The 18,837-nt window shown below is 60.2% G+C and carries 16 protein-coding genes; 6 read left to right on the top strand and 10 right to left on the bottom strand.

Annotated elements, in window-relative coordinates:
• Positions 1–171 precede the first annotated feature (171 nt).
• Complete coding sequence (gene rnhA, locus KHU30_RS16915; RefSeq protein WP_062117257.1) at positions 172–606, bottom strand: ribonuclease HI; 435 nt, start codon at positions 604–606, stop codon at positions 172–174.
• Positions 607–708: 102 nt separating this feature from the next.
• Positions 709–1,494, bottom strand: coding sequence for a class I SAM-dependent methyltransferase (locus tag KHU30_RS16910; protein WP_211443791.1), 786 nt, complete (start codon positions 1,492–1,494; stop codon positions 709–711).
• On the opposite strand from KHU30_RS16910, the gene gloB reads away from it, so the two are divergent.
• The 3 genes from gloB to fabI all read left to right on the top strand — a co-directional run bounded on the left by gloB (position 1,493) and on the right by fabI (position 5,050).
• Complete coding sequence (gene gloB, locus KHU30_RS16905) at positions 1,493–2,314, top strand: hydroxyacylglutathione hydrolase (protein ID WP_211443790.1); 822 nt, start codon at positions 1,493–1,495, stop codon at positions 2,312–2,314. The genes KHU30_RS16910 and gloB overlap by 2 nt on opposite strands.
• 224 nt (positions 2,315–2,538) lie before the next feature.
• On the top strand, positions 2,539–4,047 hold the full coding sequence (locus KHU30_RS16900; protein WP_211443789.1) for a transglycosylase SLT domain-containing protein: 1,509 nt from the start codon (positions 2,539–2,541) through the stop codon (positions 4,045–4,047).
• Positions 4,048–4,267: 220 nt separating this feature from the next.
• Positions 4,268–5,050, top strand: coding sequence for an enoyl-ACP reductase FabI (gene fabI, locus KHU30_RS16895; RefSeq protein ID WP_211443788.1), 783 nt, complete (start codon positions 4,268–4,270; stop codon positions 5,048–5,050).
• A gap of 94 nt (positions 5,051–5,144) precedes the next feature.
• On the opposite strand, the gene KHU30_RS16890 is transcribed toward fabI, so the two are convergent.
• Entirely contained in the window at positions 5,145–5,675 is a 531-nt protein-coding gene (locus tag KHU30_RS16890) for an OmpA family protein (RefSeq protein WP_211443787.1), read from the bottom strand.
• A 503-nt stretch (positions 5,676–6,178) separates the two neighbouring features.
• Here KHU30_RS16890 and KHU30_RS16885 point away from each other — a divergent pair.
• Positions 6,179–7,576, top strand: coding sequence for a DEAD/DEAH box helicase (locus KHU30_RS16885; RefSeq protein ID WP_211443786.1), 1,398 nt, complete (start codon positions 6,179–6,181; stop codon positions 7,574–7,576).
• A gap of 112 nt (positions 7,577–7,688) precedes the next feature.
• On the opposite strand, the gene KHU30_RS16880 is transcribed toward KHU30_RS16885, so the two are convergent.
• From KHU30_RS16880 to edd, 7 genes are all read right to left on the bottom strand, one after another.
• Positions 7,689–8,552, bottom strand: a complete 864-nt coding sequence (locus KHU30_RS16880; protein WP_211443785.1) for a DMT family transporter — start codon at positions 8,550–8,552, stop codon at positions 7,689–7,691.
• Positions 8,553–8,691: 139 nt separating this feature from the next.
• Positions 8,692–9,822, bottom strand: coding sequence for an ABC transporter ATP-binding protein (locus KHU30_RS16875; RefSeq protein ID WP_211443784.1), 1,131 nt, complete (start codon positions 9,820–9,822; stop codon positions 8,692–8,694).
• Positions 9,819–10,472 carry an ABC transporter permease gene (locus tag KHU30_RS16870; protein WP_211443783.1) on the bottom strand — a complete coding sequence of 218 codons (654 nt, stop codon included), beginning with the start codon at positions 10,470–10,472 and terminating at the stop codon, positions 9,819–9,821. The genes KHU30_RS16875 and KHU30_RS16870 overlap by 4 nt, the downstream gene beginning before the upstream one ends.
• A 10-nt stretch (positions 10,473–10,482) precedes the next feature.
• Entirely contained in the window at positions 10,483–11,397 is a 915-nt protein-coding gene (locus KHU30_RS16865) for a glycine betaine ABC transporter substrate-binding protein (RefSeq protein ID WP_211443782.1), read from the bottom strand.
• A 38-nt stretch (positions 11,398–11,435) separates the two neighbouring features.
• Positions 11,436–12,125 carry an ABC transporter permease gene (locus KHU30_RS16860; RefSeq protein WP_407928100.1) on the bottom strand — a complete coding sequence of 230 codons (690 nt, stop codon included), beginning with the start codon at positions 12,123–12,125 and terminating at the stop codon, positions 11,436–11,438.
• Between the two features lie 606 nt (positions 12,126–12,731).
• Complete coding sequence (locus KHU30_RS16855) at positions 12,732–13,388, bottom strand: bifunctional 4-hydroxy-2-oxoglutarate aldolase/2-dehydro-3-deoxy-phosphogluconate aldolase (RefSeq protein WP_230427434.1); 657 nt, start codon at positions 13,386–13,388, stop codon at positions 12,732–12,734.
• Positions 13,385–15,265, bottom strand: coding sequence for a phosphogluconate dehydratase (edd, locus tag KHU30_RS16850; protein ID WP_211443780.1), 1,881 nt, complete (start codon positions 15,263–15,265; stop codon positions 13,385–13,387). Before edd ends, KHU30_RS16855 begins: the two co-directional genes overlap by 4 nt.
• A 312-nt stretch (positions 15,266–15,577) precedes the next feature.
• Here edd and pgi point away from each other — a divergent pair, with 312 nt between their 5' ends.
• Complete coding sequence (gene pgi / locus KHU30_RS16845) at positions 15,578–17,242, top strand: glucose-6-phosphate isomerase (protein ID WP_211443779.1); 1,665 nt, start codon at positions 15,578–15,580, stop codon at positions 17,240–17,242.
• A gap of 111 nt (positions 17,243–17,353) precedes the next feature.
• On the top strand, positions 17,354–18,826 hold the full coding sequence (gene zwf, locus KHU30_RS16840) for a glucose-6-phosphate dehydrogenase (protein WP_211443778.1): 1,473 nt from the start codon (positions 17,354–17,356) through the stop codon (positions 18,824–18,826).
• Positions 18,827–18,837: the final 11 nt, after the last annotated feature.

Below are 18,837 nucleotides of genomic sequence, written 5' to 3'. Positions count from 1 at the left end.
GTAAGCCTCTCGAGGTGCAGTACATAGGGGAAAGCACCCACCGTTGACAATCCTTCTAACTATATAGAAGGACTTAATTTGTCGCATGGTCACTCTTCAATACAAACAATTATTAACAAAAAAATACTTGAGACAACGGCGCAGGCAGGGCTGCCGGCGCCCTCGGCGCACTTATACGACCGTGGTGACGCCGCGATTGGCGAGCTGGTCGGCGCGCTCGTTGCCCACATGGCCTGCATGCCCCTTGACCCAGCGCCATTCGATCTTGTGCCGGGCCTGGGCGGCGTCCAGCGCCTGCCACAGGTCGACGTTTTTCACCGGTTCGCGCGCCGCGGTTTTCCAGCCGCGCGCTTTCCAGCCATGTATCCATTCGCTGATGCCTTTTTGCACGTACTGGCTGTCGGTAAAGACGATGACTTCGCAAGGGCGGGTCAAGGCGGTCAGCGCCTCGATCACGGCTTTCAGCTCCATGCGGTTGTTGGTGGTGTTGCGCTCGCCGCCGAACAATTCTTTTTCCTTGCCGTCGGCTACCAGCAGCGCACCCCAGCCGCCGGTGCCAGGATTGCCCTTGCAAGCGCCGTCGGCAAAAATTTCTACTTTATCCATGCTGTCTTTCATTACTCTGTTCTCTGTTATCGGGATAGCCTGCCGTGCAGGCCATTCTCTGGAAACCGTGGTTGCGTGCTTAATTGAGTACTTATTGTGCGCTTACTCCGCGCCGCCCTGATCCGCCTTGTGGATCTTGTTGGTGGCAGGCACGCCGCGTCCTGCCTTGATCGCCTGCTTGCTGAACGCCGGACCGATCAGGTGCATGCCCTTGACCCGCTTGATCGCCTGCACAATATATACCGCGCCGAAATACGGCCACCAGCGGTTGCCGGCTTTCTCCATGAAAGCGGAACGGTGCAGCCATTTGCTGCTGGTGTACGGCGGCGCATAGCAGCCGAAGTGGCCGCGGTTGACCTCCATGTTCAGCAGCTTCAGCCAGTCCTTCAGCCGCAGCAGGCTGATGAATTCGGCGTTCTGCGGCAGGAAATGCGCGCCCGACATGCGCCCCATTGTTTGCCGGATGCCCCACAGGCTGGCCGGATTGAAACCGCAGATGATGACCTGCCCTTCCGGAATCAGCACCCGCTCCACCTCGCGCAGGATCTGATGAGGCTCGGCGGCAAATTCCAGCACATGCGGCAGCACCACCAGATCCAGGCTTTGCGAGGCGAATGGCAGTTCGGCGAAATCGTGGGTCACCACCACCCCGGACTGCGACTCGCCGGCAGCCGGCAAGCGGCTGTCGGTCAGCCATTTATGGCGCATGCGATTGGCTTGCAAGGCCTTGATCTGCGGCACGCCGATCTGCATCGCATTGAAACCGAAGATATCCGCCGTCATCGCATCCAGGCGCGCCTGCTCCCATTCCAGCATGTAACTGCCGGTGGGCGTCTGCAGCCAGGGGCCGAGCGCTATAATGGACTTTTCTGCTGACGGATTTGCCATGCCTGCCTTGTTCGATAAATCACTGGATGAATCTTTAAATAAGTCGCTAAGTGTATTGGCGGTGCCGGCTTTTAACGACAATTATCTTTGGCTGATTCACGATGGCCGCAAGGCCGCCGTGGTCGATCCCGGCGACGCCCAGCCGATCCTGGCCGTACTTGCTGCGCATGGCCTGGCGCTTGCCGCTATTTTACTGACTCATCATCATGCTGACCATGTCGGCGGCGTACAAACTTTGCTGCAGCATTATAAGGTGCCGGTGTTCGGTCCTGCCGGCGAAGCCATCGCCGGCGTCACCACGCCGCTGCGCGAAGGCGATACTGCCATCCTTCCGGAGCTGGGACTGAGCTTGTCGGTGCTCGACGTGCCGGGCCATACCAGCGGCCATATCGCCTATGTGGCGCAGGGCCTGCCCTGGCTGTTTTGCGGCGATACCCTGTTCGCCGGCGGCTGCGGGCGGCTGTTTGAAGGCAGCCCCGGGCAGATGGTCGCCTCACTGGCAAAACTGAGCGGCTTGCCTGGCGACACCCTGGTCTATTGCGCGCATGAATATACCATTTCGAACCTGCGCTTCGCCCTGGCGGTCGAGCCGGACAATGTCCGCCTGGTTGAACGCATGGCAAACGAACAAGCCAAGCGCGCCCGTCAGCAAGCGACCGTGCCGTCGACCATTGCACTGGAAAACGCCACCAATCCGTTCCTGCGCTACCGGCAGCCAACCATCGTTGCCAACCTGCAAGACAGCGGCCGCCTCGCTGAAAAAGACGGACCGGTGGCGGCTTTCGCCGCACTGCGGGAATGGAAAAACGATTTCAAATAATCCGGCAAAGCGCGATGCCCGCCCTAAAGATTGGTAGTGATCGATCGTTCGATATCGTCAGATAGTCTCCGCATATCGATTTCCATAAAGTAATACCTAATAAATCAATCACTTATCGCATGTAATAGTGCAATTTCCGCTTGACGGGGGAAAACCGCCTTACGTACACTGCGTCTAATCCATTATTACCGGTCGATGACATCCCGGTCACATAAATTGAACCCATGTACCAGCTAAAACTCAAGACATTTGCCTTTGCCGCGCTCGCTTTTTTCGGCACTCCGCTCTTGGCTCAAGCCAACGACATTTCCATCTACACTCCCACTTTCAGCCTGATCGACCCGAACGACCCCAGCGCCGGCATGCTTGGCATGGAGCAAATCGACATCTGGGCACGCATACGCAAGGGTTTTGGCATCCCGGACCTGGATAACCAGCAGGTGGTCAACCAGACCGATTTCTACAGCGCCCGGCCTGAATATTTTGAACGCACCACGGTGCGCGCCTCCCGCTATCTGTTTCACGTAGTGCAAGAGCTGGAAAAACGCGGCATGCCGACCGAACTGGCGCTGCTGCCGTTTATCGAGTCTTCGTTCAACCCGGAGGCCTATTCCAGCGCCAAAGCGGCCGGCATGTGGCAGTTCGTGCCCGCCACCGGACGCGACTACAATCTCAAGCAAAACATGTTCAAGGATGAGCGCCGCGATGTTCTGGCCTCGACCGACGCTGCCCTGACCTACCTGCAAAAACTGTATGGCATGTTCGGCGACTGGCAACTGGCGCTGGCTGCCTATAACTGGGGCGAAGGCTCGGTACAGCGCGCCATCAACAAGAACCAGGCCGCCGGCCTGCCGACCGATTTCAACAGCCTGGCGCCGCTGATGCCGGCCGAAACCCGCAATTACGTCCCCAAGCTGCAAGCCGTCAAGAACATCATTGCGGCGCCGGACATGTATAACATCGCCTTGCCCAAGGTCGACAACCAACCCTACTTCGTCACCATCGGCAAGACCCGCGACATCGACGTCAAGGTCGCTGCGCAGCTGGCGGAATTGTCGCTGGAAGAATTCAAGGCCCTCAACCCGCAGTTCAACCGCCCGGTCATCATCGGCAGTTCCGACACCAAGATCCTGCTGCCGGAAAGCAATGCCGAGAAATTCAAGAACAACCTGACCAAGTGGACCCACACGCTGTCCTCCTGGACCTCGCATACGGTCGGCAGCGCGCGCGAGCGGATTGAAACCATTGCCGCCAAATTCGACACCACGCCGGCCGTGATCCGCGAAGTCAACCACATCCCGCCAAGAATGCTGCTGAAAGCCGGCTCCACCATCCTGGTGCCGAAAACCGAAGAAGCCAACAGCGACATCACGGCCGAAGTCGCCGACAACGCCACCATGGCGGTGACGCCGGATGCGCCGGAAAGCCGCCGCATCTATGTCAAGGTCGGCAAGCGCGATACGCTGGCCTCTATCGCCGCGCGTTACCGCGTCAGCGTCAGCCAGGTAAAGGCCTGGAACGGCCTGCATCACGACGGCGTCAGCCGTGGCCAGAGCCTGCAGCTGCAAGTGCCTAACCGCATGGTGGCGTCCAGCTCCGGCGGCAAGAAAGCCGGCCATAACGTGCGCTATCACACTGCCGCCGCCAGCCGCGGCAGCAGCAAAACCAAGGTCGCCGTGAAAAAGAACGGCAAGCCGGTAGTTCTGGCTTCATCCCGCGGCTCGCGCAGCTGATATTTATCCTCAGCGCTGCCGCCAAAAGACCCCTGCCGCTGGCCTGCCAGTGCCTCGGGTCTTTTTTAAAAACCTGGGAATTATCGAAAACGCAACTTCAGGCCAGGCAGCGACATAGTTGCCCTCAGCCCGCCGAACCCCTACAATCTTGCCCTGTTCGCTAACAACCTCAAGCACACCCCCGCCCGCACTACAAACGGCGCGCACATCTGGAGTCAATATGGCATTCCTGCAAGGCAAAAAAATTCTGATCACTGGTTTGCTGTCCAACCGTTCGATCGCTTATGGCATCGCACAAGCCTGCAAACGTGAAGGCGCCGAACTGGCGTTCACCTATGTAGGCGAGCGCTTCAAGGAACGCATCACCAATTTTGCGAAAGAATTCGGCAGCGAATTGATTTTCGACTGCGACGTCGGCAGCGACGAGCAGATCAATGCGCTGTTTGCCGACCTCGGCAAATCCTGGGACCACCTGGACGGCCTGGTGCACGCCATCGGCTTCGCCCCCGCCGATGCGATTGCCGGCGATTTCCTGGACGGCTTGTCGCGCGAAGGCTTCAAGATCGCGCATGACATTTCTTCCTACAGCTTCCCGGCCATGGCCAAAGCGGCGATCCCGCTGCTGCGCCCGAATTCCGCGCTGCTGACCCTGACCTACCTCGGTTCGGAACGGGTTGTCCCCAACTACAACACCATGGGCCTGGCCAAGGCCTCGCTGGAAGCCAGCGTGCGTTACCTGGCCGGCTCCCTGGGCCCGAAAGGCATCCGCGTCAACGGCATTTCGGCGGGACCGATCAAGACCCTGGCCGCCAGCGGCATCAAGGGCTTCGGCAAGATCCTGGGCTTCGTCGCCGAGCACGCGCCGCTTCGCCGCAACGTGACCGTGGAAGATGTCGGCAATGCGGCAGCTTTCCTGCTGTCCGACCTGTCTAGCGGCATCACCGGCGAAATCACCTATGTCGATGGCGGCTTCTCGCACGTGGTGGGCGGCATCGCCGAGTAATCCTGCACCCCGCAGGGCCGCGCAGGAACGCGAGGCCGAAAAAAATCCCGGCAATGCACGCCGGGATTTTTTTTGGGGAACCGTGCTGCGCGTTTTACTGATGCACAGTGACTTCGACCCGACGGGCATCGGCATCGTTGCCGCCCAGCGAGACTTGCGGCTTGTCCAACACGACGCGGCTTTCTTCCACGCCGGCGGCGACCAGTACGGCGCGCACTGCTTTGGCGCGCTCTTTCGACACTTCGGCGTTGACATCGGCGTTGCCGCTGGCGTCATGGAAGCCGGAGACGGCGACGGTCGCGGCGCTATTGGCCTTCAGATACATGACGATAGGGGCGACGTCGGTGCCTGCGCTGGCAGGCACTTCGGACTTGCCTGTTTCAAAGAAGATTTTGACAGCGCCAGGAATGCCTGCAGCAGCCTGTTCCGCACTCGCAGCAACGTTAGCGACAGCCGGGGCATCCGCACTCTGGGGCGCCGACACCGTTGTCGCCGGCTTGCTGCCGCCCTTGCCTGAGGTAAGGCCAAAGTAGCCTGCCAGGAACAGCATTGCCACCACGACCACGCCAACGATGGCCCAGACGATTCCCAATGCTGCCTTTTGTTCGCTATCGTTATTTTCCATGCAAGCACTCCTATTGTTGATTAGTAAATATTCGATTGTATCCGAATCCGCAAAAGACCAATACGCACTACCGGCAAACAACGATATAGCGACAAATCAAAGACATATTCCCGGCAATTGCATGAATATGCTGCACCAAGTCCGAAAGTATTGTATTATTCTGTGCTGCGTTGCAATAACGAGCGCAGACAGTGCACTGCATCACGATCATATCCAGTTTCCGGTGCCCTGTAAAAACCTGCTGTAAAAATAATATGTAGCTGCGCAAGCCTAGGCGTGTCCTGATCTCTGTAGGACATTGCATTGTAAAAGCCCTCCCGCCTTGTGTGTCGATCCTGACACCGTCCCGGCGCAAAGCTTTTGTGCCGAAATTTCTTTGTATTTGTCTCTTAGTCATTTCGTTGGTTGGCGTTGCTTTTTTGCGTTCGCTGCATTCATCGCCTGGTCGATTGTTTGCGCGATTATTTGTAGCTTATGACGCTGCACTTTACGAAAGAAGAAAAATGACTTTTGAATCACTTGGCCTCCACACGTCCGTTATCAAAGCACTGACCGAAGCTGGCTACACCAAACCGACCGGCGTTCAAGAGCAAGCCGTCCCTGCCGCTATCGAAGGCCGTGACCTGCTGGTTTCCTCGCAAACCGGTTCCGGCAAGACTGCGGCATTCATGCTGCCTGCGCTGCACAAATTCGCTTCCGAGCAACAAGCCGCTCCTGCTGCCGGCAAGACCCCTAATCAAGAAATGCAAGCCTCCCGTTCCCGCGGCGAGCGTCCACGTTTCAAGCCGGCGCAGCCTAAGATGCTGGTATTGACGCCGACCCGCGAACTGGCTTTGCAAGTCACCACCGCAACCGACAAGTACGGTGCGCACATGAAGCGCGTCAAAGCGATCTCGATCCTGGGCGGCATGCCTTATCCAAAGCAGATGCAACTGCTGGCCAAGAATCCGGAAATCCTGGTTGCCACGCCTGGCCGCCTGATCGACCACATGGAATCGGGCAAGATCGATTTCTCGCAACTGCAGATCCTGGTGCTGGACGAAGCTGACCGCATGCTGGACATGGGTTTCATCGACGACATCGAAAAGATCGTCGACGCTACGCCTGAATCGCGTCAAACCATGCTGTTCTCGGCTACCCTGGACGGCGTGGTCGGCAACATGGCAAAGCGCATCACCAAGAACCCGATGATCATCCAGATCGCCGGTTCCGCCACCAAGCATGAAAACATCCAACAGAAGGTGCACTTCGTCGACGACCTGTCGCACAAGAATCGCCTGCTGGACCACCTGCTGCGCGACGTCACCATGGACCAGGCAGTTGTTTTCACTGCCACCAAGCGTGATGCCGACACCATCGCCGACCGCCTGAACATCGCCGGTTTCGCTGCCGCTGCCCTGCATGGCGACATGCACCAAGGCGCGCGTAACCGCACCCTGGACAGCCTGCGCCGTGGTCAAGTCCGCGTGCTGGTTGCTACCGACGTGGCCGCCCGCGGCATCGACGTTCCTGCGATCACCCACGTATTCAACTACGACCTGCCGAAATTCCCGGAAGACTACGTCCACCGCATCGGCCGTACCGGCCGTGCCGGCCGTAACGGTGTTGCGGTATCGCTGGTGAACCACGCTGAAGGCGTCAACGTCAAGCGCATCGAACGTTTCACCAAGCAATTGATCCCGGTCGATGTGGTTGAAGGCTTCGAACCAAAGCGCAGCGCTTCGGCGCCACGCTCGAACCACAAGCCAGGCGGCTGGAAACCAGGCGACAACCGTGGCGGCGCAAAGCCGGGCGGCCGTACTTTCAGCAAGCCAGGCGCAGCACCGCGCAAAGAAGGCGGCGGCTACAAGGGCAACCGTTCCAACGACAGCGGCGCGCGTCGCTCGTTTGGCGATCGTTAATCAGCCAGGCAAGTCGGGCGATCGCATGATCGCCGCGTAAGAAACGCAAGAAATAAAAAGGCCGCTGGAATTCCAGTGGCCTTTTTCATTGGGACAGGCTCTCAATATCGCTTCAGGCTGCCCATCCCAGCATCACCGCCCCCACTGCAATCACCGCGCACGACAACAACCGGCGCGGGGTCAGAGCCTCCCCCAGGAACATGCGGGCGATCAATGCCGCAAACAGCACCGAGGTTTCGCGCAAGGCTGACACCGGCCCCATCGGCGCCAGCGTAATCGCCCAGATCACGATGCCATAGGCCAGCAGCGACATCATGCCGCCGCCCAGCGCATTCCAGCTGGCGCGCGTATTCAGCGCCAGCGGCAGCCGGCCATGCAGCGACAGGTAAATCACCAGCAAGGGCAAGCCATCCAGCAGGAACATCCAGCCGGCATAAGATGCGGCGCTGCCGGCCAGGCGCGAACCGAGGCCGTCGACGATGGTATAGCCGGCGATGAACACGCCTGTAGTAAATGCCGACAAGGGCGCATCCCATTGGCGGTAGCCGCCAACGGGGTTGCCGTTCCGTTTGAATTTGATCTGCGCCAGGCTGACGATGCCGGCTGAGATCAGGGCGACGCCGATCAGGGTCAGGGTCCCCAGCTGTTCGCCGGCAAAGAATGCCGCTCCCAGCGACACCAGCAAGGGCGAGGAGCCGCGCGCGATTGGATATGACTGGCCGAAATCGCCGGCCCGGTAAGCACGCACCAGGAACAGGTTGTAGCCGGCATGCAGCGCCACCGACATCAGGATATACGGCCAGCTGGCGGCCGCCGGCAGCGGCGCCCACAGCACGATCGGCAAGGCGGCTACCGCGGAGCCTATGGTCATCAGGGTGATGGCCCACAGGCGGTCGCCGCTGCTTTTCAGCATGGCGTTCCATGAAGCATGCAGCAAGGCTGCGCACAGCACCAGAGCAATTACGCCAGCCGTCATGCGCTAGCCCCGCTGAACCACCTTGAGTACTCAAGCATATGTATTTGATGGCGTTAGCTGCTAAAACCGTCTATTGTAAATGCTCAGCGGCGTTCGCGCCTTGGCGCGGACAGGTCTTGTTGCCCACAACGCTTGGGGCTTACATGCCCACCCTGCTGCGCGTGCGGCCGGAGCTGAGGTAATCGGCGATGGAATCTTGGGTAACTTCACCGAGGTAGCTGTTGTCCTGGCCGATCACAGGCATCCAGCTGGTGCTGTGCTTGTACATCTTGGACAGCACCACGCGCAGATTTTCATCGGGTGCGGCGCTGACCGTAAACGGCTTCATCTTGTCGCTGCAGGCGCCCTGCCCGCCGCGCGCATCGCGCCGCGCCACATAGCCCAGCGCATGATTGGCGGCATTCGTCACGGTGACGTAGCGGTAGTCGTTATCATCCATGACGCCATAGGCCGCCGCCAGGCTGGCGTCCTCCAGCACGGTGGCCGAGTTGGCGGCGGCATCGCCGGCGCGCACCAGCAGCAGGCGCTTCAGGGTGGCGTCCTGGCCGACGAAAGAAGCAACGAACTCATCCTTGGGCCGCGCCAGCAAGGTATCCGGATGATCCACCTGCACCAGCTTGCCGGCGCGGAAGATGGCGATCTTGTCGCCCAGCTTGATGGCTTCGTCGATATCGTGGCTGACCATGATGACGGTCTTGTTGAGCGCCCGCTGCATCTGGAAGAATTCATTCTGGATCGATTCGCGGTTGATCGGATCGACCGCGCCGAACGGCTCATCCATCAGCAGCACCGGGGGATCGGCCGCCAGCGCGCGGATCACGCCGATGCGCTGCTGCTGGCCGCCCGACATTTCGCGCGGATAGCGGCTGAGGAAGCGCTTCGGATCGAGCGCAACCATCGCCATCAGTTCAGTAGCGCGTTCGTGGCAACGCTTCTTGTCCCAGCCCAGCAGGCGCGGCACCACGGTAATATTTTCTTCGATCGTCATGTTGGGGAACAGGCCGACCTGCTGGATCACATAGCCGATCTGGCGCCGCAAGCTGACTTCATCGATATCGGTTGTATCTTCGCCATTCAACAAGACGCGGCCGGAGGTCGGCGCAATCAAGCGGTTGATCATCTTCAGGGTGGTGGTCTTGCCGCAGCCGGAAGGCCCCAGGAAGACGCAGATCTCGCCTTCGGCAACCGTCAGGTCAACCTGGTCCACCGCCTTCACTTTAGTACCGTCTTTTTGGGTGAATACTTTACTGAGCTGGTCGAGTTGAATCATGATTTTTGCATTCCTTTCGGTGTAAGCAGGCGCTGCAGCCATTGCAGCAGCAGGTCGGCGGCAATCGCCAGCAAGCTGATCAGGACCGCGCCGATAACGAGTTTTTGCATATTGCTTTGGCTGATGGCATGCAGGATCAGCACGCCCAGGCCGCCGGCGCCGATGATCGCAGCCACCGCCATCACGCCGATATTCATGACGACCGCGGTGCGCACGCCGCCCAGGATGACCGGCACCGATAAAGGCAGATCGACCAGGCGCAGGCGCTGCCAGAAGGTCATGCCGATGCCGATGCCGGCTTCCTTGATACCATGCTCGATGCCGTCCAGCGCCAGATAGGTATTGCGCATGATAGGCAGCAGCGAATACAGGAACACCGCGGTGATTGCCGGCAGCGGCCCCAGGCCCTGGCCGAAACGCGAAAACAGCGGGATCATCAGGCCGAACAAGGCAATCGAGGGCAAGGTCAGGATCACGGTCGCCAGGCCCATCAGCGGACTGGCCAGCCAGCGATGGCGGATCATCACGATCCCCAGCGGCACGCCGATGAGGATCGCCAGGCCCACCGCTATGCCGACCAGCATCAGATGCTGGATGGCGAGATGCAGGATTTCCGGCCAGGCGCTTAACAGGTAATTAAAAAATGTCATTGTGCGCCCCTCATAGCAAGCCTTCGGCGCGCAGGAAATCCGCGGCCACCTGGGCGATCGGCAACTGGTCGATATCTACTTTCTTGTTCATCTCAGTCATCTTGGCGGTGTCGATCTTGGCTGACAGCGCGTTGAGCTGCTCTGCCAGCTGCGGATTGGCGTCGAGGATTTCCTTGCGCACGATAGGCGTGGCGCTGTAGAACGGGAAGAAACCCTTGCTGTCCTCCAGCAGCTTCAGGTTGAAACCCTGCACCCGGCCGTCGGACGAATAGGTCAGGCCGACATTGAGCTGCTCGTTATGCAAGGCGGTGTAGACCAGGCCGGCATCCATCTGCTTCACTTCGCTGCGGTCGAAAGCGAAACCGTACAAAGCTTGCAATGGCTCCAGGCCGTCAGGGCGCGACGCGAATTCAAAGTCGACCCCGATCAGGTATTTTTTATCCGGATTCTGCTGATGACTCTGGTTGATCCTGTTGGCAAGATCCTCAATCGTGTTCAAGCCCTCTTCCTCGGCGCGCTTTTGCGGTACCGCCAGGGCGTAGGTATTGTTCAGCGCCGACGGCTTGAGCCAGATCAGGTTCCTGGCGGCGTCCAGCTGCTTGACGCGCTCGTAGGATTGGTCCTGGCCCAGCTTCTCATCGATTTTGTTATAGACGATCAGCGCGGTGCCGGTGTAATCCCAGACGATATCGATCTGGCCGCTTTCCAGCGCCTGGCGCATGATGGTGGTGCCGAGACCGTTCTTGAGATCGACGGTGTAGCCTTTGGCGCTCAGGTATTGCTGGGTCATCGACGACAGGATCAGCTGCTCGGTGAAGTTCTTGCCGCCGACCACCAGGTCAGCGGCGCCGGCCGGCGCCATGAAGCCGAGCGTCACGGCCAGCAGCGCAGCGATGCGCGATGCGGTTTGAGATAGATATTGCATATGGTTTTTCCTTGTCCGGTTGGGAGAGATCAGCGCAATCAGCGCAACAATCCGCGCTTGCTCAGATAGGCATTGCTGCCCAGAGAGACGATCGCATCCAGCAGCAAGGCCAGCACCGCGGTGGCGGTGGCGCCCAGCAGCAATTGCCCCTGGTTGTTCAGATAAATGCCAGGAAAGATCAGGCCGCCCAGGCTTTCGCCGCCGATCAGGATCGACAGGGGCGCGGTGCCGACGATGATCGCCAGCGCGGTGCGGACGCCGCCGACGATGATCGGCAAAGCGTTCGGCAGCTCGACCCGGAACAGCACCTGCAGCGGCTTCATGCCGATGCCTTTCGCCGCCTCTTTCATGGATGGCGACACCTGCTTCAAGCCTTCATAGGTATTGCGCACGATGGGCAGCAGCGCCGCCAGCCACAAGGCGATGATGGCCGGCTTGTCGCCAATGCCGAACAAGGCCAGCGCCAGCGCCAGCACCGCCATCGAAGGAATGGTGTTGCCGATGTTGAAAAGCTGCATCCACTTTTCCGCATGGCGGGCAAAGTAAGGCCGGCTCAGCAGGATGCCGGCCGGGATGCCGCACAGCAGCGACAACGACAGCGACCACCCCACCAGCACCAGGTGACGGCCGGTGTAGTAGACCAGGTCGCCCTGGTATTGGCGGATCACCGCCGGGCCGATCGACCAGCCGATGGCGGCCACCGCCAGGACGGTGACGGCAGCGCCCATCAAGGCATTGCGATAGCGATTTGTCATGCTTTTTCCCTTCCATAAGCATGGCCGGAAAAAGTCTGCGGCGTACACGGGCCTGGCCCGTGGCCGCAAATCCGACTTTGTCTGGCGATGCATATTGAATGACCACCGAGCACGCACCGGAATAGCCGGAACCTGTCAGCGCGACATACAAACAATTTTTTATGATCCCGTCCGGTCTTCCCGCGGGGAGGACATTGAACGAGCCGACTACCGCATGGGGCGGTACAGAATGCGAGGATGAATTCCCCGACGCTTGATGAAACTCCGGCGTTGCCGAAGCATGAGACAACCCGCTGACGCGAGCCACGAAACCCAAAAATGTGCTGTTGAGAAAGCACGATGTTGTTGAGAGCCAGCTATTCTAACAACTTTTCTTGATGACGTCCAGTAATGTTATTTGCAAAAGCTATTACCGGAAAGTCTGAAGAACAGAATAACATGCCTTTTTACTAAAAAATATAGGATCAATCCGAGAAGAAATGCAGAGGAGGAGTTTGCAGAAAAGATGGCGCACAGGCCTGGGCGAACCCGCCGGCATGGCTGAAAAACCATGCCGGCGCGCTCAGAGGGAGAATGCGATCAGAGCGCCTTGCGCAGCTTGCTGGCGGCGGCCGCCAGCGCGGTAATGCGGGTCCAGTCGCCCGCCTTCAGCAAGTCTTTCGGCGTCAGCCAGGAGCCGCCGACGCAGGCCACGTTCTTACAGGCCAGGAAATCCGGCGCCGTTTCCAGCGAAATGCCGCCGGTCGGGCAGAAAGTCACATCGCCTAAAGGACCGGCAATCGCGTTCAGCATGCCGACGCCGCCGGCCGGCACCGCCGGGAACAGCTTCAGCTGGCGAAAACCGGCTTCGCGCGCCGCCATCACTTCGGACGGCGTCATGACGCCAGGCAGCAGCGGCAAGCCGCTGGATCTGGCGGCGGCGACCAGCGCTGGCGTCAATCCAGGCGAGACGCCAAACACCGCGCCGGCATCGCGCGCGGCGACGAATTCATCGGCCTGGGTCAACGTGCCGACGCCGACGATGGCGCCCGGCACCTGCTCGGCGATCGCGCGGATGGCCGGCAAGCCATGCACAGTGCGCAAAGTCACTTCCAGCACGCGGATGCCGCCTGCCACCAGCGCCTTGGCGAGCGGCACTGCATGCTCGATGTCATCGATGGCGATCACCGGAATCACCGGCGAAGCGCGCATGATGTCTAACAACTGATTGCCATACAAGAGATTTGAGGATGTCATAGCGTTGCTTTCTGTGGTTGTTCTGAAGATGCCGACTCTGCAGACGTTGCAATCGCCGGCGGCAGGCCGAAGCAGGTAGCGCCCTCTTCCGCGGCGCTGACCGTGGTGCGGAACATGGCAAACAGCTCGCGCCCCATGCCGACATGGTTGGCTGACAGGTCAGCCGCCCGCGGCTGGCGCTGCGCCCATTCTTCGGCCGGCACCAGGGCTTCCAGTATACCTTTCTCGGCGTCGAGGCGGATCATGTCGCCGTTGCGCACCAGGCCCAGCGGACCGCCGGCCAGCACTTCAGGCGTGACGTGGATCGCCGCCGGCACCTTGCCGGAAGCGCCCGACATGCGGCCATCGGTGACCAGCGCCACATGGCGGCCGGCATCCTGCAGGATGCCGAGCGCCGGCGTCAGCGCGTGCAATTCCGGCATGCCGTTGGCCCGCGGGCCTTGGTGGCTCAGCACGGCGATGAAATCGCGGTCCAGCTCGCCGGCGCGGAAGGCGGCCATGAATGCTTCCTGCGAATGGAACACGATGGCCGGGGCCTGCACCACCCAGTGCTGCTGCTTGACGGCGGAAATCTTGATCACCGAACGGCCCAGGTTGCCGGCCAGCAGGCGCAGGCCGCCGTCCGCCGAAAACGGCGCGCCGGCAGTGCGCAGCACGGAATCGTCGCCGCTCTTTTCCGGCGCCGGCTTGAACACTACCGTCTCGCCTTGCAAAAACGGCTCGGCGCAATGCGCGCGCAAGCTATCGCCCAAAATGGTTTTGACATCTTCATGCATCAGGCCGGCATCCAGCAGTTCACGGATCACGAAACCGGTGCCGCCGGCGGCATGGAAGTGATTGACGTCGGCGTCGCCGTTCGGATAGATGCGGGTGACCAGCGGCACCACCGCCGACAAGGCGTCGAAATCGTCCCAGTCGATGACGATGCCGGCCGCCTTGGCGATCGCCACCAGGTGCAAGGTGTGATTGGTGGAGCCGCCGGTGGCCAGCAAGGCGACGATGGCGTTGACGATACTCTTCTCGCTGACCACATGGCCGACCGGCAGGTACTGGTTGCCGCGATCGGTGATCCGCAAGGCCTGGCGCGCGGCTTCCGCGGTCAGGGCATCGCGCAGCGGCGTGTTGGGCGTGATGAAGGCCGAGCCCGGCAGATGCAGGCCCAGTGCTTCCATCAGCATCTGGTTGCTGTTGGCGGTGCCGTAGAAAGTGCAGGTGCCGGCGCTGTGATACGACTGCGCCTCCGCCTCCAGCAATTCCGCACGGCCGACCTTGCCTTCCGCGTAGAGCTGGCGGATGCGCACTTTTTCCTTGTTGCTCATGCCGCTGGTCATCGGGCCGCCGGGAATGAACACCGCCGGCAGGTGGCCGAAATGCAGGGCGCCGATCAGCAGGCCGGGCACGATCTTGTCGCAGATGCCGAGATAGACCGCGGCATCGAACATATTGTGCGACAGCGCAATCGCGGTCGCCATGGCGATCGCATCGCGCGAAAACAGGGACAGCTCCATGCCCGGCTGCCCCTGCGTCACGCCGTCGCACATGGCGGGCGTGCCGCCGGCAAACTGGGCGACGCCGCCGGCGGCGCGCACTGCTTCCTTGATGATCTGCGGATAATGCTCGAACGGCTGATGCGCCGACAGCATGTCGTTATAGGAAGATACAATCGCAACCGATGAACTTTTGTCCTGTTTCAGTTTCAACTTGTCATTGACTGGAAATGCGGCAAAACCGTGCGCAAGGTTGGTGCAGGACAGCGCGCCACGCTGCACATCCTGACGGCGCGCATGTTCCAGGCGCGCCAGGTAGGCGCTGCGGTAAGGCTGGCTGCGTGCAACAATACGCTCGGTGACTTTGGCTACGCTGGCTTGAACAGACATGATTAAAATCCTTGAAACAGTAGACGAATTGAAATTTTACTACAAATTATCGGCTCACCGATAATTTACAAATCCATTCCTGCTGCCGTTGTGGTTTTTTGAAAGCAGGCCGCAACTGCATGAAACAACCAGTTTATCCTCACGACGAACAATAGCAATGGCGCAGGGACAGGCAAGGCAGTAATCGAAAAAAAACCACCCGGCTGACGTAAATCATTCCAGCTTCAGCAAACTACAAAATAATTTGTAGTGAAATTACCGCCGACGTTGTATAGTCGTATAAATTCCTGACCTACCATGAAGACTCCGGATATGCCACAGACAGCGCTTAATACTACCGCCAGCTTCCAAGCCCTGCATGAACATTACGCAACCGTCAAAGAGCGGCCGTTGCGCGAGCTGTTCGCTGCCGACCCTTCCCGCTTTGAACAGTTCTCGCTCCAGGCCGCGGGCCTGTTCCTGGATTACGCAAAAAACAATGTGACGGCGGACACCATGGCGCATCTGTTTGCCCTGGCGCGCGAACGCCAGGTCGAGAGCCGGCGCGCAGCGATGTTTGCCGGCGAAAAGATCAACACCACTGAACAGCGCGCCGTATTGCACACCGCCCTGCGCGCACCGGCCCTGCCGGCGCTGGTGGTCGACGGCCAGCAGGTCAGCGCCGATGTGCACGCGGTGCTGCAAAGGATCCAGGCTTTCACAACCGCAGTGCGTTCCGGCGCCTGGCTGGGGTATAGCGGCAAGCCGATCACCGACATCGTCAACATCGGCATCGGCGGCTCCGACCTCGGCCCCAAGATGGTGTGCCAGGCGCTGCGCCCCTACCAGCAGGCCGGCCTGCATCTGCATTTCGTCTCTAACGTGGACGGCGACGATCTCGACGCCGTGCTGCAGCAAGTCAATCCGCAAACAACGCTGTTCGTGATCGCATCGAAAACCTTCACCACCGCGGAAACCATGATGAATGCGCACTCCGCGCGCAACTGGTTCCTGCAAACCGGCGCCGGGGCCGGCGAGTCCGACCTGCGCAAGCATTTTGCCGCTGTCTCCACCAATGTCGAAGGCGTCACTGCATTCGGTATCGATGCCGCCAATATGTTTCCGTTCTGGGACTGGGTCGGCGGCCGTTACTCGGTATGGTCTTCCATCGGCCTGCCGGTGGCGCTGGCGGTCGGCTTCGAGCGCTTCAGCGAATTCCTGGCCGGCGCCCACGCCATGGACAGCCACTTCCAGAGCGCGCCGCTGGAACAGAACATGCCAGTCATCATGGCCTTGCTGGGCATCTGGTACCGCGACTTCTTCGACTATCGCTCGATCTCGATTGCCCCCTACCACCAGGACCTGGGAAATTTTCCGTCCTACCTGCAACAGCTGGAAATGGAAAGCAACGGCAAGCGCGTCGCGCTGGACGGCAGCCTGCTGGAAGTAGCCTCCTGCCCTATCATCTGGGGCAACGTCGGCACCAACGGCCAGCACGCCTATTTCCAGCTGCTGCACCAGGGCAGCGACATCACGCCGGTCGATTTCATCGCCACCCTGCACGCCAGCAATCAGTTGCCCGGCCACCAAGCCGCGCTGCTGGCGAACTGCTTCGCACAGTCGGAAGCCTTCATGCGCGGCAAGAGCGCGGATGAAGTGCAGGCGGAAATGCAGGCCAAGGGCATGCCGGCAGCACAGATAAGCGCCCTGCTGCCGCACCGCACTTTCCCTGGCAACCGCCCCAGCAACACCATCCTGATGGATGCGCTGACGCCGGCCAGCCTCGGCGCGCTGATCGCCTTGTATGAACACAAGGTATTCGTGCAAGGCGTCATCTGGGGCGTCAACAGCTTCGACCAGTGGGGTGTCGAGCTGGGCAAGGTCCTGGCCAGCAACATCCTCAGCGAGCTGACCGGCACGCCGGCGCCACATCAGAACAACAGCCACGACAGCTCCACCAACGGCTTGATCGCGATGGCGCGTGCGGCCCTCTCATAGCGGAGTAACGTATCATTCCCAGCCTGCCGTCATTCCTGCGTTCGCGGGAATGACGGTTTTTTAAAACGCTCTTCCCTCACCAGCGGCAGTAATTTATAGGTCTTATCTATCATGGCTCTTGCAGAATTTGATTTAGCAATCTTTGGCGGCACCGGCGACCTGGCAATGCGCAAATTGCTGCCGGCAATGTATGCGCGCGACCGCGCCAACGACCTGCCGCCGGATGCGCGCATCCTGTGCATCGGCCGCCACGACAGCAGCGACGCCGACTTCCTCAAGCATGTGGAACAGGATGCCAAGCCGCACATCAGCAAGGACAGCTTCGACGCCACCGTCTGGACGCGCTTCTGCCAGCGCATCAGGTACGTAGGCATGGACGCCACCGATGCCTCGTCCTACAAAGCGCTGGTGGAAGCCATGCGGCCCGACCATGCGATCACCAATGTGTTTTATCTGGCGACGCCGCCCAGCCTGTTCTCGAAAATCTGCAAGAACCTGGCTGCCAGCGGCCTGGCCACATCGAATTCGCGGGTAGTGCTGGAAAAGCCGCTCGGCCGCGACCTCGCCAGCGCCAAGCAGATCAACGCCGAAGTCGGCCAGGTGTTTGCCGAGTCGCAGATTTTCCGCATCGACCACTACCTCGGCAAAGAGACCGTGCAAAACCTGCTGGCGCTGCGCTTCGGCAATGTGCTGTTCGAACCGCTGTGGCGCCGCGAATGGATTTCCGACGTCCAGATCACCATCGCCGAAGAACTCGGCGTCGGCAACCGCATGGGCTACTACGAAACCTCCGGCGCCTTGCGCGACATGCTGCAAAACCATCTCCTGCAACTGCTGTGCATCGTCGCCATGGAACCGCCGGTATCGATCACGCCTGACGCGGTGCGCGATGAAAAGCTCAAGGTGCTGCGCTCGCTGAAGCGCTTCACGCCCACCACGCTGGCGCAAAACGTGGTGCGCGGACAATACCGCTCCGGCCACGTCGAAGGCGTCGCCGTGCCGGGCTACCGCAAGGAAACCGACGCCAATCCGCATTCGCGCACGGAAACCTTTGTCGCGCTGAAAGCCGAAGTCGACACCTGGCGCTGGGCCGGCGTGCCGTTCTATCTGCGCACCGGCAAACGCATGGCCGATTCGCTGGCGGAAATCGTGATCCGCTTCAAGACCATTCCGCATTCGATTTTTGCCCAGCCGAACAGCAGCTTCGAGCCGAACTGCCTGGTGATCCGCCTGCAGCCGGACGAGGGCCTGACTTTGAACCTGATGGCCAAGACGCCGGGCGACGGCATGCGCCTGAAGCCGGTCGAGCTGGAACTGAATTTCCGCGAAAGCTTCAAGTCGCCCCGCATGGAAGCCTACGAACGCCTGCTGCTGGATGTCTTGCGCGGCCAGCTGACCCTGTTCATGCGCAGCGACGAACTGGAAGCGGCATGGGAATGGGTCGAACCTATCCTGGAATTCTGGGACCAGGAAGAAGACGATCCGATACCTTACACCGCCGGCACCTGGGGTCCGGCCGCGGCCAGCGCCCTGATTGCGCGCGACGGCTTGCAATGGCGCGAAGAAGCGCTGCCTGAGCTTTAAGGACATGGCAT

It is taken from the genome of Collimonas humicola (genome assembly GCF_018304945.1).
Lineage (GTDB): Bacteria > Pseudomonadota > Gammaproteobacteria > Burkholderiales > Burkholderiaceae_D > Collimonas > Collimonas humicola.
The sequence above is the reverse complement of the archived record's forward strand: the minus strand, read 5'-3'. Positions and strand labels throughout refer to the sequence as shown.

Coding starts and splice junctions, on each gene's coding strand:
- KHU30_RS16900 (WP_211443789.1), top strand. CDS start 2,539: ATGTACCAGCTAAAACTCAAGACATTTGCCTTTGCCGCGCTCGCTTTT.
- KHU30_RS16865 (WP_211443782.1), bottom strand. CDS start 11,397: ATGCAATATCTATCTCAAACCGCATCGCGCATCGCTGCGCTGCTGGCC.
- KHU30_RS16860 (WP_407928100.1), bottom strand. CDS start 12,125: ATGGGCGCTGCCGTCACCGTCCTGGCGGTGGCCGCCATCGGCTGGTCG.
- KHU30_RS16875 (WP_211443784.1), bottom strand. CDS start 9,822: ATGATTCAACTCGACCAGCTCAGTAAAGTATTCACCCAAAAAGACGGT.
- pgi (WP_211443779.1), top strand. CDS start 15,578: ATGCCACAGACAGCGCTTAATACTACCGCCAGCTTCCAAGCCCTGCAT.
- KHU30_RS16885 (WP_211443786.1), top strand. CDS start 6,179: ATGACTTTTGAATCACTTGGCCTCCACACGTCCGTTATCAAAGCACTG.
- KHU30_RS16870 (WP_211443783.1), bottom strand. CDS start 10,472: ATGACATTTTTTAATTACCTGTTAAGCGCCTGGCCGGAAATCCTGCAT.
- edd (WP_211443780.1), bottom strand. CDS start 15,265: ATGTCTGTTCAAGCCAGCGTAGCCAAAGTCACCGAGCGTATTGTTGCA.
- KHU30_RS16880 (WP_211443785.1), bottom strand. CDS start 8,552: ATGACGGCTGGCGTAATTGCTCTGGTGCTGTGCGCAGCCTTGCTGCAT.
- KHU30_RS16855 (WP_230427434.1), bottom strand. CDS start 13,388: ATGACATCCTCAAATCTCTTGTATGGCAATCAGTTGTTAGACATCATG.
- KHU30_RS16910 (WP_211443791.1), bottom strand. CDS start 1,494: ATGGCAAATCCGTCAGCAGAAAAGTCCATTATAGCGCTCGGCCCCTGG.
- gloB (WP_211443790.1), top strand. CDS start 1,493: ATGCCTGCCTTGTTCGATAAATCACTGGATGAATCTTTAAATAAGTCG.
- KHU30_RS16890 (WP_211443787.1), bottom strand. CDS start 5,675: ATGGAAAATAACGATAGCGAACAAAAGGCAGCATTGGGAATCGTCTGG.
- rnhA (WP_062117257.1), bottom strand. CDS start 606: ATGGATAAAGTAGAAATTTTTGCCGACGGCGCTTGCAAGGGCAATCCT.
- zwf (WP_211443778.1), top strand. CDS start 17,354: ATGGCTCTTGCAGAATTTGATTTAGCAATCTTTGGCGGCACCGGCGAC.
- fabI (WP_211443788.1), top strand. CDS start 4,268: ATGGCATTCCTGCAAGGCAAAAAAATTCTGATCACTGGTTTGCTGTCC.